This is a genomic window from Larkinella terrae (assembly GCF_009668025.1).
In the GTDB taxonomy this organism is placed as follows: domain Bacteria; phylum Bacteroidota; class Bacteroidia; order Cytophagales; family Spirosomataceae; genus Larkinella; species Larkinella terrae.
This window is the reverse complement of sequence record NZ_WJXZ01000001.1, coordinates 283,847-304,202: the sequence shown is the minus strand read 5'-3', so window position 1 is coordinate 304,202 and position 20,356 is coordinate 283,847. Positions and strand designations below refer to the sequence as shown.

Below are 20,356 nucleotides of genomic sequence, written 5' to 3'. Positions count from 1 at the left end.
GATCAGGTCATCACTGAAGGCTTACTATTAAAAAGGCTAATCAGTTGATTTTGAAGTTTTACGCTCGTAGGCTGATTAATCCTTTGTTATGTAGTTTTTGCGAGTTATTGTTTATATTACCCATTGCAGCTTGCCAATTATCTGCGTAAACTGAAGTTGTATAAAGTTATTTGGATAAATAAGCAATCTCAATGCTGGAACGATTAAAAGCAAACTTCCCTTTACTACACGACAGATGGGATGATTATATAAGTTGTTTTAAGCGCATGCAGGTGGCCCCCAAAACAATCCTCTTAAAAGAAGGTGACATTTCACACAAAGCTTATCTAATTGAAAAAGGTTGTCTGCGCGTTTCATTTGACAAGAATGGCACTGATGTCACCTTTCAGTTCTTCTTTGAGAATAGCACCGTGTCTTCGATCGAAAGCTTTACAAAAGGCTTACCCAGTGAATTTTCCATTGAAACAGTCGAAGCCTGCACTCTCTGGTGGATTGACAAGACCGATATTGAAAGGATTTTAAACGAGGTCATCACCATACCGGCCATGCGAAAGCAAATCCTAAATACGATGTTCGAACGAACAATCAACTACATGCACCATTTTCTTTCCTTTATTCGCGACACGCCTGAACAACGTTACCTTAACCTATTGGAACAAAAACCCTATGTGGTCCAGCGCGTCCCGCAACATTATATCGCGTCCTACCTGGGAATAAGCAGTGTTCACCTCAGCCGGATCAAGGCAAGAATTGCCCGAAAAGCATCGTAAACGATAGTATTTGATAACAAATGTTATCGTTTGACTACAGGATTGACCCCTAATTTTGCCTTACAATTTAACTGTAAGCAGGATGAAAGCCGCCGTCATAAATACGCAAACCGGAGGGGTTGAGTATAGAGAAGTTCCCAATCCTACGATACAAAATGAAGACGAAGTACTGATCCAGATGCTGGCTGCTGCCATTAAGCATGTTGACCGAAGTCGGGCAAGCGGAACCCATTATTCGAGTACCAAGAAGGCTGGTGACTTCCGGATCATAGGTGGAGATGGCGTTGGCTTGTTAGCCGACGGGACACGTGTCTATGCATTGGGCGTCGGTGGTATGGCCGCCGAGTATGCCGTTGTAGATAAAGATCGGATGGTTACCGTGCCACAGGGTTTGGATCATGTCATAGCCGCGGCCCTTCCAAATGCTGTAATCGGAGCGGCCATGGGGCTGCGGTTTCGCGCCGATATGCAGCCTGGCGACACCGTATTAATTAACGGAGCCACCGGCTTTACAGGTCGCGTTGCCGTTCAAATTGCTAAATATTACGGGGCCCAAAAAGTAATCGCAACAGGTCGCGATCCGGAATCGTTGAAGACGTTGCTCACCTTAGGCGCTAACGAAGTAATCTCATTGCAGCAGTCTGACGAAGCATTCATCGCCCAAATTCAGGCCGTACATCAGCTTACTCCCATTCATGTAATCATCGACTATTTATGGGGCCATTCGGCAGAGCTGCTGTTTCTCGCATTGAAAGGTAAGGGAAACTTTACGGCGCAAACCCGATTTGTGTCGGTCGGTAGCGTGGCTGGTGATACGATTGCTTTATCAGCTGCGAATTTGCGCAGTGTAAATCTATTGCTTAGCGGATCGGGGCTTGGAAGTTGGACCCGTGAGGATGTTAAAAAACTCTTTACAGTGATCCTGCCAGAAATGTTTCAATTGGCCACAAACGACAAACTTCACATTGAAACAGTGACAGTTCCCCTGGCTGAAATTGAATCCATCTATGATGTTCCGTTAACAGACGGAAAACGGCTGGTTGTTACCCTTAACTAGGGTGTATCACCTATTCAAAAATCGATTCGTCTTTTATCTGATCCCCAGGTTCACATGAGTTTATCAACGAAATGGATCACCGGCGCACTGGTGTGGGCTGGTGTGATTTATATCCTATCACCCGGCCCTGCACATTTTATTTCGCACCCTGACGGATGGGAACTTCGAGAACAACTTGTTTTTCTGACAGGCGTCTCGGCAATGTCACTGATGGTGTTATCGATGGTCATTTCCATACGCACGCCGTGGATGAACGGGCTTATGAAAGGCTTGGACAAAGCCTATGTTGTTCACAAATGGACGGGAATAGGTACGACGTTAGTACTCATTTTTCATTGGCTATGCGAGCTTGTACCCGAGTGGCTGGTTGAACTGGGGTTGGTTCCCAATCCGGGCGAGTTGACCGACGGCTCCCGTTTTTCTGACTTGGAAATCACGCTTTTCCAGGCAGGTGTGACAATGGCGGAATTCGCTTTTTACGGTTCAGTTGTCTTGGTTGTTATCGCGTTGTTCAAGAAAATTCCTTACCGGTTGTTCCGCAAAACACATAAGGTTTTTCCCGTTTTATTTTTGCTCGCGGCATTTCACGGAGCAACTGCTCAACTTAAAGAACATTGGTTGGACACACCAGCGGGCTATTTGTTACTGGTATTGATCACCCTTGGCGTGGTCGCTGCCTTACTCTGTCTGTTTCAACGGATCGGCGCTCCCCGCAAAACACGAGCGACAATTGATCAGATTTATAATCATGCCGACGGGATACTCGATCTGCGGCTCTCGCTTCAAAAACCATTTAAACATGAACCAGGGCAATATGCATTTTTGCGTTTTCCAAATGACCCCGAACCACACCCGTTTACGATCGCATCCTCAGGAGATGATCCGTTCTCCATGCGGTTTGCCATCAAGTCACTGGGAGATTTTACGACTGATCTGGCCAATCATGCCGTAATCGGAGCGCACATCATTATTGAAGGCCCTTATGGCGAGTTTACCTTCAAAATAGGAAGCACCAGGCAAATATGGGTTTCAGGTGGCATTGGCATAACGCCATTTATGGCACGTCTGGACTATTTATCTGCGCGTGGTGGAACAGACGGGCCTATTGATTTCTGGTATTCTATGCGAGGTAAAAAGTCCGTCATGTTTCCGGATTCATTAGAGGAATTATGCAGGCGCTCCGGAGTGCAGTTTTATCATTTGAATTCCCTGGAACAAGAATATCTCACCGCTGATTTATTACATGAGTCGGTTGGCAGTTTAGAAGATACCGATATCTGGTTTTGTGGTCCCTCTTCTTTTGCCGAATGCCTTCTGAAAGGACTTTCAAGCTACAATTTCGATGAAAGCCGATTTCACTTTGACCGATTCGAAATGCGCTAAAGCAATGCGCTAAAGCATAGTTACTGTCTTTCTTCTCCTGACCTTCACAGTGCAAGCATAATCTACAAACTTTATCTTGACGTCCCCCCGGAAAAGCGTTCCAGTCTGAAGTAGAGAAATCGGGCGATTTGGATTAACTTAAATCAAACAAATCGTCATGAAGAAAACAAAGTTCACTGAAGCGCAACCGGGTGGCCGGAGCCATTGTCTTTGCTCTTAAGCAATCTGAGACTGGAGTGGCTGTGGCAGAAATATGCCGCAAAATGGGGATTAGCGTGGCTACCTATTACAACTGGAACGGGGCCGCCCGGCGGTTGATAACGGCAGTGAATTTACTTGCCTTAGATAAATGGGCGTATGATGATAAGGTGACGCTCGATTTTCACGTCCTGGCAAACCCACTGATAACCCCTTTATTGAATCGTTTAACGGCAGTTTCCGGGATGAGTGCTTGAACGCTCACTGGTTCTTGTCGCTGGAAGATGCTCAGGAAAAAATTGAACACTGGCGGCAGGAATACAATAACTTCCGACCCCATAGCTCACTCGGAGGACTAACGCCAAATGAGCCGGGCCGCCGGTCGGTTGGAGAGGGGAATGAAAAATCAACAAATGAACGTCTGATCCTCAATCTTTGACCGGTACGCTTTTCGGGAGGACCTCAACCTCAAACAATATGTATCACAGTTGAAGAGTATAGAGGCTTTTGAAAAACGGAGAATCCTCAACCTACTAGTTGTCTGTTTAGTCATTACCTTTAACTGATGGGATTGATAGTGAGATACGTTTGATTATGTCGACATACTTATCCGCTTCTGATGAACTGTAAGTCTCTCCTTACACGTCCTGGACAACTTATCGTATGCACAGTGGTCATCGTTGCCATCTCTGGCTATTACGCCAGGGCGCAACGTAGCCGGGCGGAGTACAACGACGTGGCCAGACAGCGATTGCTGATCCGCATTACAGCGCAATACATCCATACGGTTAGTCAGGGGCAACTGGATATGGACAGTTCGATACAGATTCCCTGCAAGGTGTATCAGTTAAGCCCGCTGCTGGCTTACAATGAGGCATACAGCGACGGAAAACCGACTGTGGGGAGCCGGTTGCTGGATGTCGGAAAAGTAGCAGATGCCAGCGTATTGCTCAGCAAACTGCGGCAGGAAGCACGGCTGCCGTTATTGCTGGACTTGGGCAGTTACTTTGTTTTTAAGCCGGGCACCGAAAAGGCCGACCTCGATCAGGCCTCAACATACATCGACGAAGCTATACGGCTGAGTCAGAAAGCACCTCTTCAATGGCAGGTTGCCAGTAGGACACTCCGGGCTTACTGGCTTCATCAGTCGGGCTTTGCTACCGAGGGTCAGCGCGTATTCGATGACCTGATCGCCCGATGCGATCGGGCAGGAAACGAACGGGCATCCGCCAACCTGCTCCTGCGCGCCGGAGAACAACTTCATTACGGAGACCCTGAGAGGCTTAAGAAATTTGAAAAAGCCCTGGCCATTTTTCGGAAAGTCAATGATAAAGTAAAGGAAATAGAAACCCTGTCTCTGATAAACATTGAATACTTTGTCGCTAAAAAATATAAGGTAGCCGAAGATTACTTACGCACGATTGTCAACCTCCAGGCCCGGATCAACTTTCGACAACAGCAATACCCCTACGATGCCTTATCCTGGCTGGCTTCCCGAAAAGGAACGCAGACTGATGCGCTAACCTATTCCAACAAAAGTCTGGCAGGCCTGGCCTCCAGAGCCGATTCTACCTTTATCAGTTACTTTTACACCCGAAGGGGGCAAGTGTATGCACGGCTTCTGAAGTTGAATGAAGCCCTGTTCTGGTACGATAAAGGGTTGAAGCATCGGTCATCTGGAACAAGATTATTCTGGTACAGTGCGCTGATCGGCAAAGTGCTGACGCTGAACGACATGGGCAGAGCCAAAGACGCCTTATCGCTGCTAAAGGAAGCCCAGCGACTCTATCCGCCAAACACGCACTTTCACAGGATGCATTTCGCCTTGCTGCTGGGAAGGTCCTATGAGAGTTTAAAGAAGTTCAGTCTTGCGGAAACCAATTACCAGGTATTTTTGACGATGGCGGAAAAATTTCCGGTGGAATATGTTCATGACGAATTTCCAGCGGCATTTTTTCAGATTTCTTCCTTTTACCGCACAATCGGGAAAACCCGGCAAGCGAGGGACTATCTTGAGCGGGGGAAAGGCTACATATCTTCATTTGATATACTGGCTAAGGATAATTATTATTATAATCTGTTCAAAATTGATTCTGTAGAGGGGCGTCATCTGGACGCGATCAGGCACCTGAAGCATAGTTACGAGTTTACCGACTCACTGTTTAGTCATGAACAGCGAAAACGAACCGAGGAATTACTGGTGAAATATGAGGCTGAGAAAAAAGATAAAGATATCCAGTTACTCAACAGCCAGAATCAGCTGGAGCGTTTGCGGACGGAGCAGGCGCACCGGACCAGAAATATAGTGGTAGCGGGTCTGGTACTCCTACTGATCATTATCGCGCTCTTAGTCAACCGGTATATCATCAAACAACGAACGAACAGCAAACTGGTCGCGAATCAGCGGGAACTGGATCAGAAAAATAATTTCCTGGAAACACTGACTACCGAGCAGGACAAACTCCTCAAAGAAAAAGAATGGTTGCTGAAGGAAGTTCATCATCGGGTTAAAAACAATCTTCAGATGGTAACCAGCCTGCTCTATTCACAATCGATGTATTTGCAGGATGAAAGAGCCAAACTGGCCGTAACGGACAGCCTGCGCCGGATGCAGGCGATGGCCTTGATTCATCAAAAGCTCTACCAGGATGAAAATACGTCTAGCCTGTCCATGCCTGACTACATCAACGAGCTGATAAGTTATTTGCAGGAGAGCTTCGATGAGGGCGGCCAGATTACGTTCAAACAGACGATTGAGCCCTTATTCCTGGATGTATCACAGGCAATTCCGCTGGGGCTGATCGTCACCGAAAGTATTGTCAATACCATGAAACATGCTTTTCTACAGGGTCAGAAAGGGGTTGTGCGTATCGAGCTACAGCACGACGGACCCGATTATTTTGTATTGAAAATTGCGGATAACGGCATTGGCCTCCCCACAAGTCTTGACACAAAGGAGTCAAATTCCCTTGGCCTTGAGCTGATGCAGGGGCTTGCCAGGCAGTTGAACGGGTCCTTCACGATTGAAAGCAGTACCGGTGTGCTTGTGACCGTCCGGTTTATTCCCGTAAGCAGGCATTACTCGCCGACAAACCTGCCCGAAAACATTTCGTAACCAACGGCTATGAGCACCAGGATTCTGATTGTTGAAGACGAGTTTGTGGTAGCCAATTCGCTGCGGCTACTCTTAAGGAAGGCCGGCTACACGGTGAGCGGTATCGCCACTTCGGCTGAGCAGGCTTATGAGAATCTGCAACGGGATAAACACGACCTCGTGCTGCTGGACATCCGGTTGAATGGAAGCGAATCGGGCATTGATCTGGCCCGAAAACTCAAGGCTGAAAACATTGCCTTTGTTTATTTATCCGCCAATTCAAGCCAAAAGATACTCGAAGAAGCGAAAAAAACGGAACCCTATGGCTTTCTCGTCAAGCCATTCAGGGAGAAGGATTTGCTGGTGGCCTTGGATATTGCCGTGTATCTCCACAAGAATAAGCTCGAATCAAAATGGCAGCAGGAAGCACTGCTGGAAAAACAACTGCTGGAGATTAGCCAGGAAGACTCGGACGGTAAGCAGACGTTTTTAAAGATCGCCCGGGCCCTACGACCGTTTATACCGTTTGATCTCATCGTGTGCGAAACCCGGCCACTTTCGGGTAGTGATTACGGTTATTTGCGCGTTGGGTTTGATGAATATCAGTTTATTGGAAAGGAAGAGCTACAAACAATCTCCGGTTTAAAAAGCGACGCCTTATCCACAATGCAGGAAAACAGCGATATAGCTCCCTCTGTGGCTACTTATTACAACGGAGTCACGACCGATGCTGCCCCCGTGACGCCAATGCAAACGATTTGGTTAAACACGTTCAGCTTAGAATCCTATCTGGTATGTCCAGTTGCTCTGAGCAATGGCTCCTGGGTTCATTATTCGTTTTATAGTCGTCGGCCTGCCCTGTACACGCAAAGTCACCTGGCCGCGTTGACTCATTTCGGAAGCGGCTTGACCAGCGTTACCGAAAAACTAGTCCGGTCTGTCCCATCCTTCACATCCACGATGCCGCTGTCGGCCGATAGGCAGCAGGAGAAAGCCGAGGATCACCAGGGCACTGTTTCTGAATTTAAACGCATAATCGGGAATCATCCGCTTTTGCTGGCCGCCTTAGATCTGGTAACGCAGGTGGCGCCGTACAAAACGTCAGTGTTACTGCTTGGCGAAAGCGGTACCGGAAAAGAAAGCATCGCCCAGGCCATTCACTCGCTCTCTGCACGCCGAGACGGTCCTTTCATCAAAGTGAATTGTGCCGCCATTCCAGCTTCCCTAATCGAGTCCGAGCTGTTTGGCCATGAGAAAGGTGCCTTTACCGGCGCTATCGAAAAGAGAAAAGGAAAGTTTGAACAAGCTCATGAAGGGACGCTATTTTTAGACGAGATCGGCGAAATGCCGCTGGACATGCAGGTGCAGTTGCTGCGGGTTTTACAGGAAAAGGAAATTGATCCGGTCGGGAGCAAGTCGCCCCGGAAAGTCGATGTGCGCATTGTAGCCGCTACGAACCGAAATCTGGAACGTGAAGTGGCCGAAGGCCGGTTCCGGCTTGACCTGTATTATCGGCTTAATGTGTTTCCGATCACCTTACCGCCCCTGCGCGAACGCAAAAGCGATATACAAGCCCTGGCCGTTTATTTTGCCAACCGGTTCTGCAACGAGTTCAAGAAGAATTTCAACGGTCTATCGGCCGCCATGATAGCCGAATTGCAGGCGTATAGCTGGCCGGGAAACATTCGTGAACTCGAGAATGTACTGGAACGATCGGTGATCCTCAATGACGGTCAATCTGAACTGGAATTAAAGCAAAGCCTCTTGGGGACAGCTGACCGAGCAGCCGGCAAGGCTGAGATCGAAACACTCGGGGATGTCAGGCGCATCCAGCAGGAGACAGAAAGGGAGTACCTTATCTCCGTTCTCAAAAAAACGAACGGCCTTATACGGGGGGCCAATGGGGCCGCCGAATTACTGAAAATAAAGCCGACAACTCTGGAAGCCAGACTAGCGAAGTTAGGTATTCAGCGGGGCGATTTAGGCAACTGACAGGACCTTACAGGTTATGCCTGCTCATATCCCCTCCAAAAGTTTAGGAGTCGGATTTTATAGCCTCCAAAAATAGTGGAGCGGGAAGGTTCCGTTTTTTATTTTAGCGCTTCAATAAAATAGCCCAAAGCATTGAAAATTAATTAATTACGTCAATTGCTCATATTTTCTTCTTCTCAATGATTTTCTGGTACGAAATTGTTTGCAGCCCTTTTTATCAAGGACAAGCTGTTTACAATACGTTTCATGAATTCAGGAAAAGCCCAAACGACATCCGTTTTTCGCAACAGGGAGGGCCAAGCTGTTGATACTTACGTTCGGACAACCGTTCGGCAACTGGCAACCTGTTTGTGATCGTCCTTACTATCTCTTCCACTTAATAACCAGCATCTTATGAAAATCGCAGCCCTACTTCTATTATCGGCGGTAATCGTATCTATTTCCACTTCAAACGCTCAGACAAAAAAAATGGAAGCAACAAAACCCACTATTATCTTTGTGCATGGCTTATGGGCCGATGGATCGTCATGGAACAAAGTCATCCCGCTCCTGGTTGCCCGAGGGTTTAAAGTTATATCCGTACAGAACCCGACTACCACACTCGAGAACGATATTGCGGCTACCCAACGGGCTATCGCTATTGCCGGTGGTGATGTCGTTTTGGTTGGTCATTCCTGGGGAGGGTTTGTGATCACGGAAGCCGGCGATCATCCAAAGGTAAAAGCCTTGGTTTATGTGGCGGCCTACGCCCCCGAAAAGGATGAAACGGTTCCCTCATTAAGTGAACAAGCGGCACCGACCCAACTTGCCTCCTTTTTTCAGGCAGAAGGTGGGTTCATTAGTCTTACCAAAGAAGGCATATCGAAGGTATTTGCCAATGATCTTTCGGCGCAGGAACAGGAGTTGGTTTTTGCGGTACAACAGCCGACTTCCCCAGACGTATTTAAGGGGGTGGCGAGTAAAGTGGCCTGGAAACAGAAACCTTCCTGGTATATTGTGGCTTCGGAAGACAAGACCATCAACCCCGATCTGGAACGCTTAATGGCTCAGCGGGCAAAGGCCAAAACAACTATTCTGAAATCATGCCACGTAGCCATGTTGTCTAAACCCAACCAGGTTCTGGAGGTGATTCTGGAAGCGGCCAGCCAGGCTGTTAACTAAGCTGAACAGGTTCGCTTAAACCTGGATAGAATTAACCAATCCCTGATATACCCGGTTACTATTTTTCGGGTGTAAATGGATTGGTTAGTTTTCGCAGGATGGTTGCTTTATACGGATAATGTACCCAGTGAATCAGTAGTTTTTAGCCACCAAACCCCGCAAAGCGTATGCACGCCCTTAACCCAGTACAGACAAATACGTTCATTTCGGAACAAGGATTGAATGTCGCTTATAAACATTGGAAAGCAGCTGATACGCCCAAAGCGGTAGTGGTGTTTGCTCACGGCTTTAATTCGCACAGCGGCTATTTTCAATGGCCGGCCGAACAGCTAACCGCCCAGCAGTATGACGTATACGGGATTGACTTTCCGGGCAGGGGAGAATCAGACGGTGAACGGTATTACATGGCTGACTATGAGGAGTTTGTTAAAGAGCTTGATAAGTTAATAGACATTGCAAAAGCGGCTCATCCAGGGTTACCCATCTTTTTACTAGGGCACAGTGCAGGCGGTGTTTTGTCCTGTATTTATGCCCTGGAGCATCAGAACAAGCTCAGCGGGTTTATTTGCGAAAGTTTCGCGTTTCAGGTACCTGCCCCCGATTTCGCCGTGGCCGTTTTACGGGGTCTGAGCCACGTGTTTCCGCACGCTCATGTGCTGCGGTTAAAAAACGAAGATTTTTCCCGCGATCAGGCCGTCGTTGATTTTATGAATAACGACCCGCTCATCGCCGATGAAGTTCAGCCGACGAAAACCGTACAGCAATTATCCCTTGCTGACGAACGGTTGAAGACCGAAATGGCTACCATCCAACTCCCCCTGCTGATTCTTCACGGTAGTGCCGACAAAGCAACCAGGCCTGCCGGAAGTCAGTATTTTTATGATCATGCGTCGTCCACGGATAAAACGCTAAAATTATATGAGGGACATTATCACGATTTACTGAATGACCTGGACAAGGAGGTTGTCATGACCGATATTCTCAATTGGCTAAACAAACGAACGAACTGATATAAACTGCTTCCAAACGGGCTTGGTGAAGAGATATGTAACCCTATAATGTCCGATGACGGCAGAAGTCTATTAGACAATTGACCTTGGCCCTAAAAAGTGGGCATTGCAAATCCGGGAGGACCTCGCTTTTAGCATTGAGTCGTTTGCCAGAGTAGGCCTCTTGAACAAATCGGTCAATGGATTCATGCAGTTTTTCGATCTTTGCCTCAATGGTCTTTACCTTTTTTATCCATTCCAGCGCCTTATCCAGGTGTTGATTGATGTTTCAGAATCGAACAGCATCTGAGCTAGTTGAGAAGATTGAGAACTTTCAGTAGCGCCGATCGCTGCCGCACCAACTGCGCATTGGTTTGACGCTGAAGCCTCTTGTTCATGGCCCGTTATCTGTAGACATTCCAGTCAGATGGAAGAATGTCTGACCTGTCGAAGTCAAAAACCGTTTATTATCATAACGACAAACCAGGAAAATAGTCGTCGGCTGGTCAGAAGGTGCATTGTTGAGCATCAACTTTACCGACTTCTTGGTAATCGTTTCATGGACAGTACCGGGTTTGGTCACTACCAGATACGGAAATTCTCAATGCAAGGTGACGGAATTAGTGACGGCTTTACTTTACAAAACCGTATTAGTAATGATTAGGATTGATAAACGAAAAAGGCTAACTCAGTCATTTTGAGCATTTTTGCTCTGAACTGAGTTAGCCTTTTGAAAAATGAGCCTCCTACGGGAGTTGAACTATCAGGGTTAATGCTTTGATATTCAATATATTAATGTTTAATTTTAATAGGAGGGGACGGATTAGGGGACGAATGCGAAAATATTTGTTCAGAAGGTGTCTATTACAGGTTACTTGGTTTGGTCATGGTCAGAGAAATCACCCTCTGACCCATTTTTTTCAACAAACGTTAGGTGGCTTACCGGCAAAACCGGCAAAAGTAATTTTGCTGTGCCGCGATATGAAAAACACTAGCCATTTACCATTAACGACTGGATGTATTATCGAGATGCTCCGGCCATAGCAAGGCCTTTGCAATCATCGCGGTTGAGTTGAACCGCTCAGGCTTTAAAACGGCAAAGGGCAAACTATTCCAGGCTATCCAGGCGATACGGCTGCACAAACGAGAAAAAATTAAATGTTTTGCAGTGCTGCATTTCTTACATTCAACATTTTTCTTTCCAAATCGACCGAACCTACGAGATTATTGCCAAAAATAACTCTACTTATTTATTGCCAAGTTGTTCTGCCAGCCCGATAAGAAGTCCTACAGGTCCGCGGATATAGTTAGGCAATATAAGCCCATAGCTGCCTAGTACCAGATTGGATGCCTGAGAGAGACGATTGTCCGGCTCGAAAAAAAGCTACACAGTTAAAGAGCGAACAAAGCAAATTATTTTGATTGAAATGTTGATACCGTTTATCGAGAGACTTGTACAATTCCCTCTCTTTCAGGATATTGGGCAAATTACTAATGCCTAATATCAATTACTCTAAAGTTTGGTCTTAAATCCTCCCTACTATGCTAAAATACAAAGGGTACGTAAAAGATTTGAATGAACTTTCAAGCCTACTGAGAGATCGCGAAAAAAATGGATTTGACGATAGGCATGTTGATTTCTTATTGGTTAGAGCAAGCGCGCTGGCCTGTAAAAGCCTCAACCATTTGCTTGTTGAGGATACCTTCTGGGAATGGGTACGGAATAATGAAAAGCAATCCCAGCAACAAACCATATCCAAAAAAGACTTCGAAGATATTATTGTACCGGTCAACAGTGCGATTCTTCGCCACCTTAACTACCAGGGCCCTCCACCTGCTCAGGAACTTCTAAATTATGTTCGTGATAAAATCGAATCGGCTAAACACGCTTGTGCAGTCAAGACCGACGAGATTTACAATAATATCAAGATGTTGATGGAGATGGTATGCTCTCTTGCGGGCAGAGCTGAGGGTTTTTTAAGTGCTATCGCTGAAAACAAGGAGACGGGCTATCCAAACTATACAAAATCTGACGTAAATATCCAGAAAAGCATACCAGTAAGAAAAGTGCTCAACGGCATCATTGAAGTTTCGACTATTCTAGCTAACGTAGTAACCATTTTAATGGCAATACATGATCTGACCAAGCCCGACGAAAAGCAAGAGATACATATTGAAAATATCAATATCTACGTCGAGGGCAAGGGAAATAGAGTTGTTACGCGGGAAGAGGCTCAATTAATTGGAACATTCTGGCGCAAGCATCTGGAAAGAATTCCAGCACCTGCTTTGGATCAGGGTGACAATCTAAATGACAAGACTGGCGAATGATCAGTCCGCAAAAAGGATAACTACCTGAAGGTGGCTGAAGATGACCGCCAATGGAAGCAAACAACCGGCCGAATGATCTAGGAGAGTGTCATCTAAAGGCGGCAGAAATTGCGAAAGCGACATTGAATGCTCGTGAATACACCATTTTTGAACTGCCGTCGTTCCGGGACAGTATTACCAAAATGCGCTGCCTGCTGCTGGTTGACGGTTTTTATGAATGGCGCCTGCGGATGGCAAGAAGATTCCCTATTACATCCGGCTGGCCGACGAAAAGCCTTTTCAATTGTCACAACGGCCGCCAATCCCCTCATGGAATTTATTCACAACACCAAAAAGCGAATGCCCATGATGTTTAGTCGGGAGGAGGAACGACGCTGGCTCGACCCCAAACTGACTAAAGACGAAATTATCGGGATGATGCACCCGCTGGATGAGAATCAGATGAAGGCAGAGGTGATTGAAAAATGACTTACAATGGATTAGTTCGAATATCGTAAAAGCTATTTTATCGCCTGGACTCGACAAAATAGCTACGTTGTCATGTTAGTGCTCTGCATTTCGAAAGACGTTTTCATTAAATGAATGTCAGCCCCAGTTGTCCCGGCCCCACTTTACGAGATTGATTAGGCCGTTACCGCCCGCAAAGAGACTATTTTTTTCCTCGGCGAAGTTGTCTTCGCGGCCACTCAGGGTACCGATGATCTGTCGCCCTCCGTTCTCCCAACGCCCCCACAGCGGACCGCCGGATTGACCGCTCGCAATGTCCGCACGAGTCTCAAGCTCTAATGTGTCGTAACTATCGCTGTCGTCGTCATGGACAGAAATCCCGAGCTCGTAGCAAGGACGGCTCCCAGTTACACTCAGATCATACGGATAGCCAGCATGCGCCCAGGCGTGCAGATCCTCCCAGTCGTCGTTGTAGGTACGACAACCGAAATAGCCAAGCCAGTTTCCGAACGGCTGTTCTAGCTGGCAGATGGCCATATCATAGCCGTCCTGACCCACGAATTGTTCCCAAGCCGCGATGCCAATAACGTTTGCTGTCCACGTCGGACCGAGCACTGACGTGCCGTCAAACATGCCAGGCGTGAAGGTGACACTACCCATAACCGGGCCACCCGGAGACCAGGAGTTCTTGACGACATGCGATGCAGTCAGGATAGTCGACTTGCCAACCAGTGCTGCACTACCACTACCGCTGAGGCTGGTTACCAGCTGACCGACCCGGACCCAAGGTGCACTCGTCGTCGAATAGACCTGTCGACTCTCGCCGTCGTATATCTGAGTGAATACCGCCGGTTCGACTGGAGTTCCATTGAATCTACGGAGCCTATATGAAGATGGACGCCCGAGTGAACGCGGCCCACCGACAATCACCTCGGCGTTCTTCGGCGACCAGTCGTCAATGGAACGCAGGCTCTTATTCTCCAGCATTTTTACGTCGAGCGCCACACTTCCGGCGGGCTTCGCGTACTCCTTGTTGGTATCGCGCAACCGGTTTAGTTCAAACCAATTCGGCTCACCGATCTGGTCGCCAATTTTAAGTTCCTGATCAATGGTGAGCGGTGCCTCTGGCCTTTCTCGATCCCAATTCCGATTCCTATCACGATCTCTGCGTCTGGATCCCATCTTTGTTTTATCTTTTATTGAACTTACGATTCTACTGACGTTAGTCGGCATTGAAAAGATAGCATCAATGTGGGCTAAATTCTAGGAGTTTTTTATCTTTCGGTAACCGTAATTGTTTGAGAGATCGGGATTTGAACGGCAGCGGCCGACCGTCCGCGAGATGTTGCCGCCTGTCAGTTTAGCAAACGGGTGGTTTAAACCACTCACCCACCTCTCTGTATGTTGTCCCGTCAGGGATCGAACCTGAAACCTTCTGAACCAAACCGCGACGGCGAACCGTTCAGACGCTCTACCAATTGAGCCACAGAACAGAATCAACAGCTTTTGGATCAACAACGCCGACAAAATGGCACACCTGGAACGATTCGAACGCCCGCCAACGTATTGCCTTTCCATTATGGCTAGTACTGCTTTCGCCGAACGTGCCGGCAATGATGTAGGCTTCGTTACCGTCGGCGACTAACTTCCGGGTATTGCCTTCACAGGCTAAATAACCTGTCCATTTTCGATAGTAAACTCATGCCGAAAGGAGAACAAGGGATGTCCGTCGGGGTGAGGCTGAAAGACTTTGAATCGCTTGCCGTTGTAGCGGTACCGTTCATCGCAGTTAGCGATTTAGATAAATCTTTTTAGAAAGGGTTTTTCAGAATACCCCGTCAAGTGGCTCCAAAGGGCTTTTCTCCCCGGATGCCGCCCTCTTTTCCGGCGATTTTTGGTCCGGTTTAGCAAAATGGAACATCCGTTATGGTATTTGGAACATGCCTTATGTTCAGTCCGTTTTCCTTCCCTTAGGTTTGTGAGCAAACGTTTTCCTACTCTTTTACAATCATAAACCTTTCTTCTCATGGCGGGCTTCCGACTGCCGAAGTTCGTTGGCCCGAACTAAAAGTCTTGCTCAATGCCAGCCCGATTAATGGAGTCTCTGCCAACCATCCATTCTAAAAATTATTGCATGAAAAAAGTACTACGTATCCTGACCCTGTGCCGAACCGCTTCCTCCCGCTGGGTACTCACTTTTCTACTATTGGCCGGACTTCATTGCGGAGTTTGGGCCAATGGTTTTACCGCACCCATTCATTCCGTCAAGACAGGATTAACGCCTGCAGAAAGCAAAGTCGCCGGGAGACCCCAACTGGACAACCCCTGTTCAATCACGATGGCGGCTCCGGCCAGTCAGACCCTGTGTGCGGGCCGCACCACCGCTCCCATTCCTTTTACCGGAAACGGAACCCTTTACCGTTGGACCAATTCCAACCCCTCGATCGGCCTGCCCGCCAGCGGCACCGGCACTATCGACTCGTTTACCGCACTGAACACCACCAGTTCAACCCAGACGGCTACGATTACCGTCACTCCCCTGGGACAGGGGCCGACTTTGGCCTATATTATTAATAATAACCATCCAGATTATAGCGATCGGGTCCCGAGCTATCTAAGCATCATCAATACGGCCACCAATACGGTTTTACCAAATACCATCCCGGTGGGTAGTTACCCATCAGGCCTCAGCGTGAGCCCCAACGGCACCCGTATCTATGTCGCAAATTTTTTATCGAATAATGTCACCGTCATCGATGCGATCACCCAAACGGTGTTGACGACTATCGAGGGGGTAGACTCCCCGACAGGGCTCAACGTGACCCCCGACGGCACTCAAGTCTATGTCGCGAACTTTAATACGTCCACCGTCAGCGTGATTGATGTGGCCACCAATAAGGTCACGGCCACGATCCCGGTGGAGGGTGAGCCAAATGGTGGTGTCGTTATGAGCCCTGACGGCAAGCGCGTTTATTTTGCCCTCCAAAACCTGGGAAATCCGGCGTATCCTTACAGTGTGGCCGTGATCGATGTAGCAACTCAAACGTCGATCGCCACCATTCCGGTGAACGGTGGCGCGGGTGCGATCTGCATCACCCCCGATGGCACCCGCCTGTATACCTCGACTATTTCAACGGATAAAGTGACCGTGATCAATACGGCCACCAATACCGTTTTGACCACCATTGAGACGGTTCCAGATGGATATGGACTCCAGTTTTCCATGTGCGCGAGCCTGGATGGCCAGCGAATCTATGTCTCGGTTAACCCGAAAAGGGTGACCGTGATCGATGTGGCGACCAATACCGTCTCGGGCAAGATCGACTTTGAGCCTTTTTCCCCGGCAGGACTTGGCATTACCCCCGATGGGAGTAAAATCTATGCCATGGAACCTACGCAGGACAGGGTGAGCGTGATCGATGTGGCTACCAACACGCTTTTGCCAAACCCCATTCCGGTGGGCAACAATCCGAATGCCAGTGGTAATTTTTTTGGAACACTCTCCTGTGAGGGTCCTTCCCAAAGTTTCACCATCACCGTGGACCCTGCCGTAACGGCCAGCATTACCCCGTCGGCACCGACCCTTTGTGCTGGCACCAGCACCGTCCTCACCGCCAATGGCAGCCCGGCTTCCGTTGCCAGCACCTACCGGTGGAACACGGGCGCTACCACGGCCACCCTGCCGGTTTCCACCAGCGGACCCTTTTCGGTGACCGTAACCACGGGCAGTTGCTCGGCCACGGCCACCACTTCGGTAACCGTGAACACACCTCCCACGGTCCGCATTTCACCCAGCCTCTCCACCACCATTGTTCAGGGCCAGAGCGCCAACCTGACGGCTTCCGGAGCTGATTCATACCGATGGTCGACCGGAGAAACCAGCCCGGTTATTTCCGTCAGTGTCGCCGGGCCCTATTCCGTGACGGGAACCTCTTCGGGCTGTTCAGGCAGTGCCAGCGTGACGTTGGTGGTCACCAATCCGGCTTCCGCCAGTCTTTCGGGCAGTACGACCCTGTGTCCCGGGCAACCCGCCACGCTCAGCGTCGCCCTGACCGGTACAGTTCCTTGGTCGCTCACGTACACCGATGGAACTACGTCGGTCGTTGTCAGCGGAATCACCAGTTCTCCCTACACCTTTACGGTTAATCCGGCTGCCACCACTACCTTCAACCTGCTGGCAGTCGCCAGTTCTGAAGCGCCCAACGGCGGAACCGTTAGCGGGTCGGCCACGGTCACCCGTCCGGAAGTACCGCCCGTGCCTACCCTGACGCCTTCCAGCACCAGCGTGATCCAGAATACGCCCAATGTATCGCTGACCATCAGCGGTTGTCCGGGGGCGCTCAATTGGTCAGGCTCCAACGCGACCAGCGGAACAGGAACCACGATTTCCGTACCGACTTCGGCTACGGGGACGATCGTCTATTCGGCGAGTTGCGTCAGTACCTGCCCCAGCGTACCCGGTTCGGCCACCATCACGGTGACGGCACCAACCGTCGCCGGTTCTTTCGACGGCTTTGTCAACGGGGCTGACTGCGGCAGCTTCCGGGGCTGGGCCTGGGATCGAAGCAAGGGAAATACCGCCGTCTCCGTTGAAATCCTGGATGGTTCCACGGTGATCGGGACGCTGCTGGCCGGAGACTTCCGCCAGGATTTACTCGATGCGGGAAAAGGCAACGGCAAACACGGTTTTCGCTTTACGATTCCCGAATCAATCAAAGACGGTTTATCTCATACCCTCTCGGCCCGCGTCGCCGGTAGCAGCTTTATCCTGAAAGATTCCCCCAAAGCCCTGATCTGCGAAGGCGTTGCCGTGCCGGGTGGCAATAAACCGCCCCAGCCGCCTTCACCCACCGTCCTGGTCGCTCCGCTAGCGGGTCAGGTCGGCGTGCCTTTCTCAGGAACACTCGTTCCTTTCACCGACCCGGAAGGCCAGCCCCTGAACTATCAGCTCACGGGATTGCCGGGTGGTTTGTCAATCGATGCCAGCACGCGGGTCATCTCGGGGACACCCATTGAAGCCGGTACATTTGTGTTGGCGTATTCAGCCACCGACACCGGTCTGTTGACCAACAGCGTCAGCTTCCCGCTCACGATAAACCCGGCCCAGACCACAACCGTGACCGGTGACTTTGAAGGCTATCTGGACAAACTGGATTGTAGCGGTATTCGCGGCTGGGTGTGGGACCGCAAGAAGCCCAACACCCCGCTAACGGTGGAGTTCTACCGGGACGGAACGGGTGACGTGTTGGGCAGTACGGTCGCCAACATTTTCCGGCAAGACCTGAAGGATGCTGGCAAAGGGAATGGAGTTCATGCCTACAACTTCAGCCCACCGGCTGGGGTGACCAACGGGACGTTGGTCCGAGCCCGGGTGTTGGGGAGCACTTACGAGTTGAAAGGCGGAGCCAAAGCCTACCAATGCGCCCCGGCCCGGTTATCAGCCGAAAGCAGCGCGGGGCTTCAGGTAACGGTGTTGGGGAACCCCGTTTCTCATCAGGTGCTGGTAGAGGTTCGGGGAGTGGAAGGCCAGGCGCTCCGGCTGCAACTCACCGATGCAAGTGGGCGGTTGGTTAACCAGCGACAAATTGAAACTGCCAACGCCGTTGAACAGCATTCGTTACCGGTCGGTCAGCAACCGGCGGGCTTGCTTTTGCTACGGGTTATCAGTGGTCAACGATCCGTCACGCTGAAGGTGCTCAAATACTAGAAAGCCATGCAATGAGATGATATGCGTTTTGAAAATGGATCTACCGATCACACTTTACGATTGCATCGAACGAAAGCCCGCCCTCACCCGGCGGGCTCTTTCATTTCTCGATCACCTCGTACTTCATCAAGTCCTCATCCAGCGGCTGCATCAGCTCTTTGATCTCCGTTTTGGTTAGCTCCGGTTTCAGCCACGCGCTGGCGTGTTCCAAAGGCAAGACAAACGGCATGCGCTTTTTGGTGTTGTGAATGTACTCCATCATCGGGTTAGCGTCCGTGGTGATGATCGAAAAGGCATCCCTGCCCTTCCAGGTGGCGTAAATGCAGCCCAGCGCGAACGGCTCGCCTTCCTTCAGGGTGATGTAATGCGGAATCTTTTTGCTGCCCTCATGCCTCCATTCGTAGAACCCGTCAATGAGCAGAATGCAGCGGTTACCCAGAATGCTGCCCTTGAAGCTGGGTTTCTCAAAGACGGTATCCTCGCGGGCATTCAGCGTCATCTTCGCCAGCTCAGCCGCCTTGTCCTCTTTCGCCCAAGACGGGATCAGGCCCCATTTCAGCAGTTGAATCGTGTCGGGGTCTTCCTCGGTGATCACTGGAAGAATGGGGTGTGCAAAGCCGGATATGCGGCCGGGCGGGGTGTAGTCCTCGCTGCCCTGAACTTTGTGGACCTTAGCCTTGCGTTGCAGGGTGGAAACGGGAGACTTGGCGTTGACCGTGTAGCACATGGGCGTAGGGGTTGGATCGGCGCGTAAGGTAGTGGATTTGCCGGAATGGTGGGACCGGCCAAGGAGGTTTATTATTTACCGCTCCCTCAGCCGTGAATGCGGACATTCCCTTGACCATTTTTGATAGCTGATAGACTGGGAGCTGGTCAAATTTGCTTGGTGTAACCCAGTCTCAATAACAGTTTTACTACTGGCGTCAATTCAGCTTCGACCGGCTGCTGCTTTTCCGCTTCCTGTTCAGCAATCCTCTCAGCCGTCAGAAGTTTTCCTTCCAGGTCAACAACATGGATGTGTTTCTCATCGTGAATTGGGATGCCGGACACGAAAGCCAGGATGCGGCAATCCTTTTCGGTGACTTCGACCGCCAGCTCACAGGCGACGTCGTGGGCAAGGAAGGGTTTTGAGTAGCTTTCAATAAAACGAAGATACGTAGCATTAGGGGTTATGCCGAAGCGAATTGAATAAATACCTATCCCACATTCGGTTCTTCGTTTCTGATA

At 49.5% G+C, this 20,356-nt stretch carries 13 protein-coding genes, 1 tRNA gene and 2 pseudogenes; 13 read left to right on the top strand and 3 right to left on the bottom strand.

Annotation, left to right across the window (positions count from 1 at the left end):
- The first annotated feature begins 191 nt into the window (after positions 1 to 191).
- From GJJ30_RS01250 to GJJ30_RS32500, 12 genes and pseudogenes are all read left to right on the top strand, one after another.
- Positions 192 to 770 carry a Crp/Fnr family transcriptional regulator gene (locus GJJ30_RS01250; RefSeq protein WP_154172330.1) on the top strand — a complete coding sequence of 193 codons (579 nt, stop codon included), beginning with the start codon at positions 192 to 194 and terminating at the stop codon, positions 768 to 770.
- 82 nt (positions 771 to 852) lie between these two features.
- The gene (locus GJJ30_RS01245) at positions 853 to 1,827 is read left to right on the top strand and encodes a quinone oxidoreductase family protein (protein ID WP_154172328.1); all 975 of its coding nucleotides are present in this window, start codon (positions 853 to 855) and stop codon (positions 1,825 to 1,827) included.
- Between the two features lie 54 nt (positions 1,828 to 1,881).
- Positions 1,882 to 3,210 carry a ferredoxin reductase family protein gene (locus GJJ30_RS01240; protein WP_154172326.1) on the top strand — a complete coding sequence of 443 codons (1,329 nt, stop codon included), beginning with the start codon at positions 1,882 to 1,884 and terminating at the stop codon, positions 3,208 to 3,210.
- Between the two features lie 191 nt (positions 3,211 to 3,401).
- Positions 3,402 to 3,470, top strand: a pseudogene (locus GJJ30_RS32650) (hypothetical protein); the annotation flags it as partial.
- A 78-nt stretch (positions 3,471 to 3,548) separates the two neighbouring features.
- Positions 3,549 to 3,847 (top strand): annotated as a pseudogene (locus tag GJJ30_RS32260) (integrase core domain-containing protein); the annotation flags it as partial.
- Between the two features lie 231 nt (positions 3,848 to 4,078).
- Positions 4,079 to 6,523, top strand: a complete 2,445-nt coding sequence (locus GJJ30_RS01225) for a histidine kinase dimerization/phosphoacceptor domain -containing protein (protein WP_310588152.1) — start codon at positions 4,079 to 4,081, stop codon at positions 6,521 to 6,523.
- Between the two features lie 9 nt (positions 6,524 to 6,532).
- The gene (locus tag GJJ30_RS01220; RefSeq protein ID WP_154172322.1) at positions 6,533 to 8,494 is read left to right on the top strand and encodes a sigma 54-interacting response regulator; all 1,962 of its coding nucleotides are present in this window, start codon (positions 6,533 to 6,535) and stop codon (positions 8,492 to 8,494) included.
- A 393-nt stretch (positions 8,495 to 8,887) separates the two neighbouring features.
- The gene (locus GJJ30_RS01215) at positions 8,888 to 9,655 is read left to right on the top strand and encodes an alpha/beta fold hydrolase (RefSeq protein WP_154172320.1); all 768 of its coding nucleotides are present in this window, start codon (positions 8,888 to 8,890) and stop codon (positions 9,653 to 9,655) included.
- A 167-nt stretch (positions 9,656 to 9,822) separates the two neighbouring features.
- Entirely contained in the window at positions 9,823 to 10,665 is an 843-nt protein-coding gene (locus tag GJJ30_RS01210) for an alpha/beta hydrolase (protein ID WP_154172318.1), read from the top strand.
- A gap of 1,521 nt (positions 10,666 to 12,186) precedes the next feature.
- Complete coding sequence (locus tag GJJ30_RS01205; protein ID WP_154172316.1) at positions 12,187 to 12,975, top strand: hypothetical protein; 789 nt, start codon at positions 12,187 to 12,189, stop codon at positions 12,973 to 12,975.
- A gap of 50 nt (positions 12,976 to 13,025) precedes the next feature.
- Positions 13,026 to 13,331 (top strand): SOS response-associated peptidase family protein, encoded by a 306-nt coding sequence (locus GJJ30_RS32255; RefSeq protein ID WP_262885357.1) that lies wholly within the window; start codon positions 13,026 to 13,028, stop codon positions 13,329 to 13,331.
- Positions 13,285 to 13,443, top strand: a complete 159-nt coding sequence (locus GJJ30_RS32500; RefSeq protein WP_262885356.1) for an SOS response-associated peptidase family protein — start codon at positions 13,285 to 13,287, stop codon at positions 13,441 to 13,443. The genes GJJ30_RS32255 and GJJ30_RS32500 overlap by 47 nt, the downstream gene beginning before the upstream one ends.
- A gap of 117 nt (positions 13,444 to 13,560) precedes the next feature.
- Here GJJ30_RS32500 and GJJ30_RS01195 read toward each other — a convergent pair whose 3' ends face one another.
- Both GJJ30_RS01195 and GJJ30_RS01190 read right to left on the bottom strand, forming a co-directional pair.
- Entirely contained in the window at positions 13,561 to 14,604 is a 1,044-nt protein-coding gene (locus GJJ30_RS01195) for a trypsin-like serine peptidase (protein ID WP_170299091.1), read from the bottom strand.
- A 222-nt stretch (positions 14,605 to 14,826) separates the two neighbouring features.
- A tRNA-OTHER gene (locus GJJ30_RS01190) sits at positions 14,827 to 14,915 on the bottom strand.
- A 641-nt stretch (positions 14,916 to 15,556) separates the two neighbouring features.
- On the opposite strand from GJJ30_RS01190, the gene GJJ30_RS01185 reads away from it, so the two are divergent.
- Positions 15,557 to 19,129, top strand: coding sequence for a putative Ig domain-containing protein (locus tag GJJ30_RS01185; RefSeq protein ID WP_170299090.1), 3,573 nt, complete (start codon positions 15,557 to 15,559; stop codon positions 19,127 to 19,129).
- A gap of 100 nt (positions 19,130 to 19,229) precedes the next feature.
- On the opposite strand, the gene GJJ30_RS01180 is transcribed toward GJJ30_RS01185, so the two are convergent.
- On the bottom strand, positions 19,230 to 19,856 hold the full coding sequence (locus GJJ30_RS01180; RefSeq protein ID WP_154172310.1) for an SOS response-associated peptidase: 627 nt from the start codon (positions 19,854 to 19,856) through the stop codon (positions 19,230 to 19,232).
- Between the last annotated feature and the right edge of the window lie 500 nt (positions 19,857 to 20,356).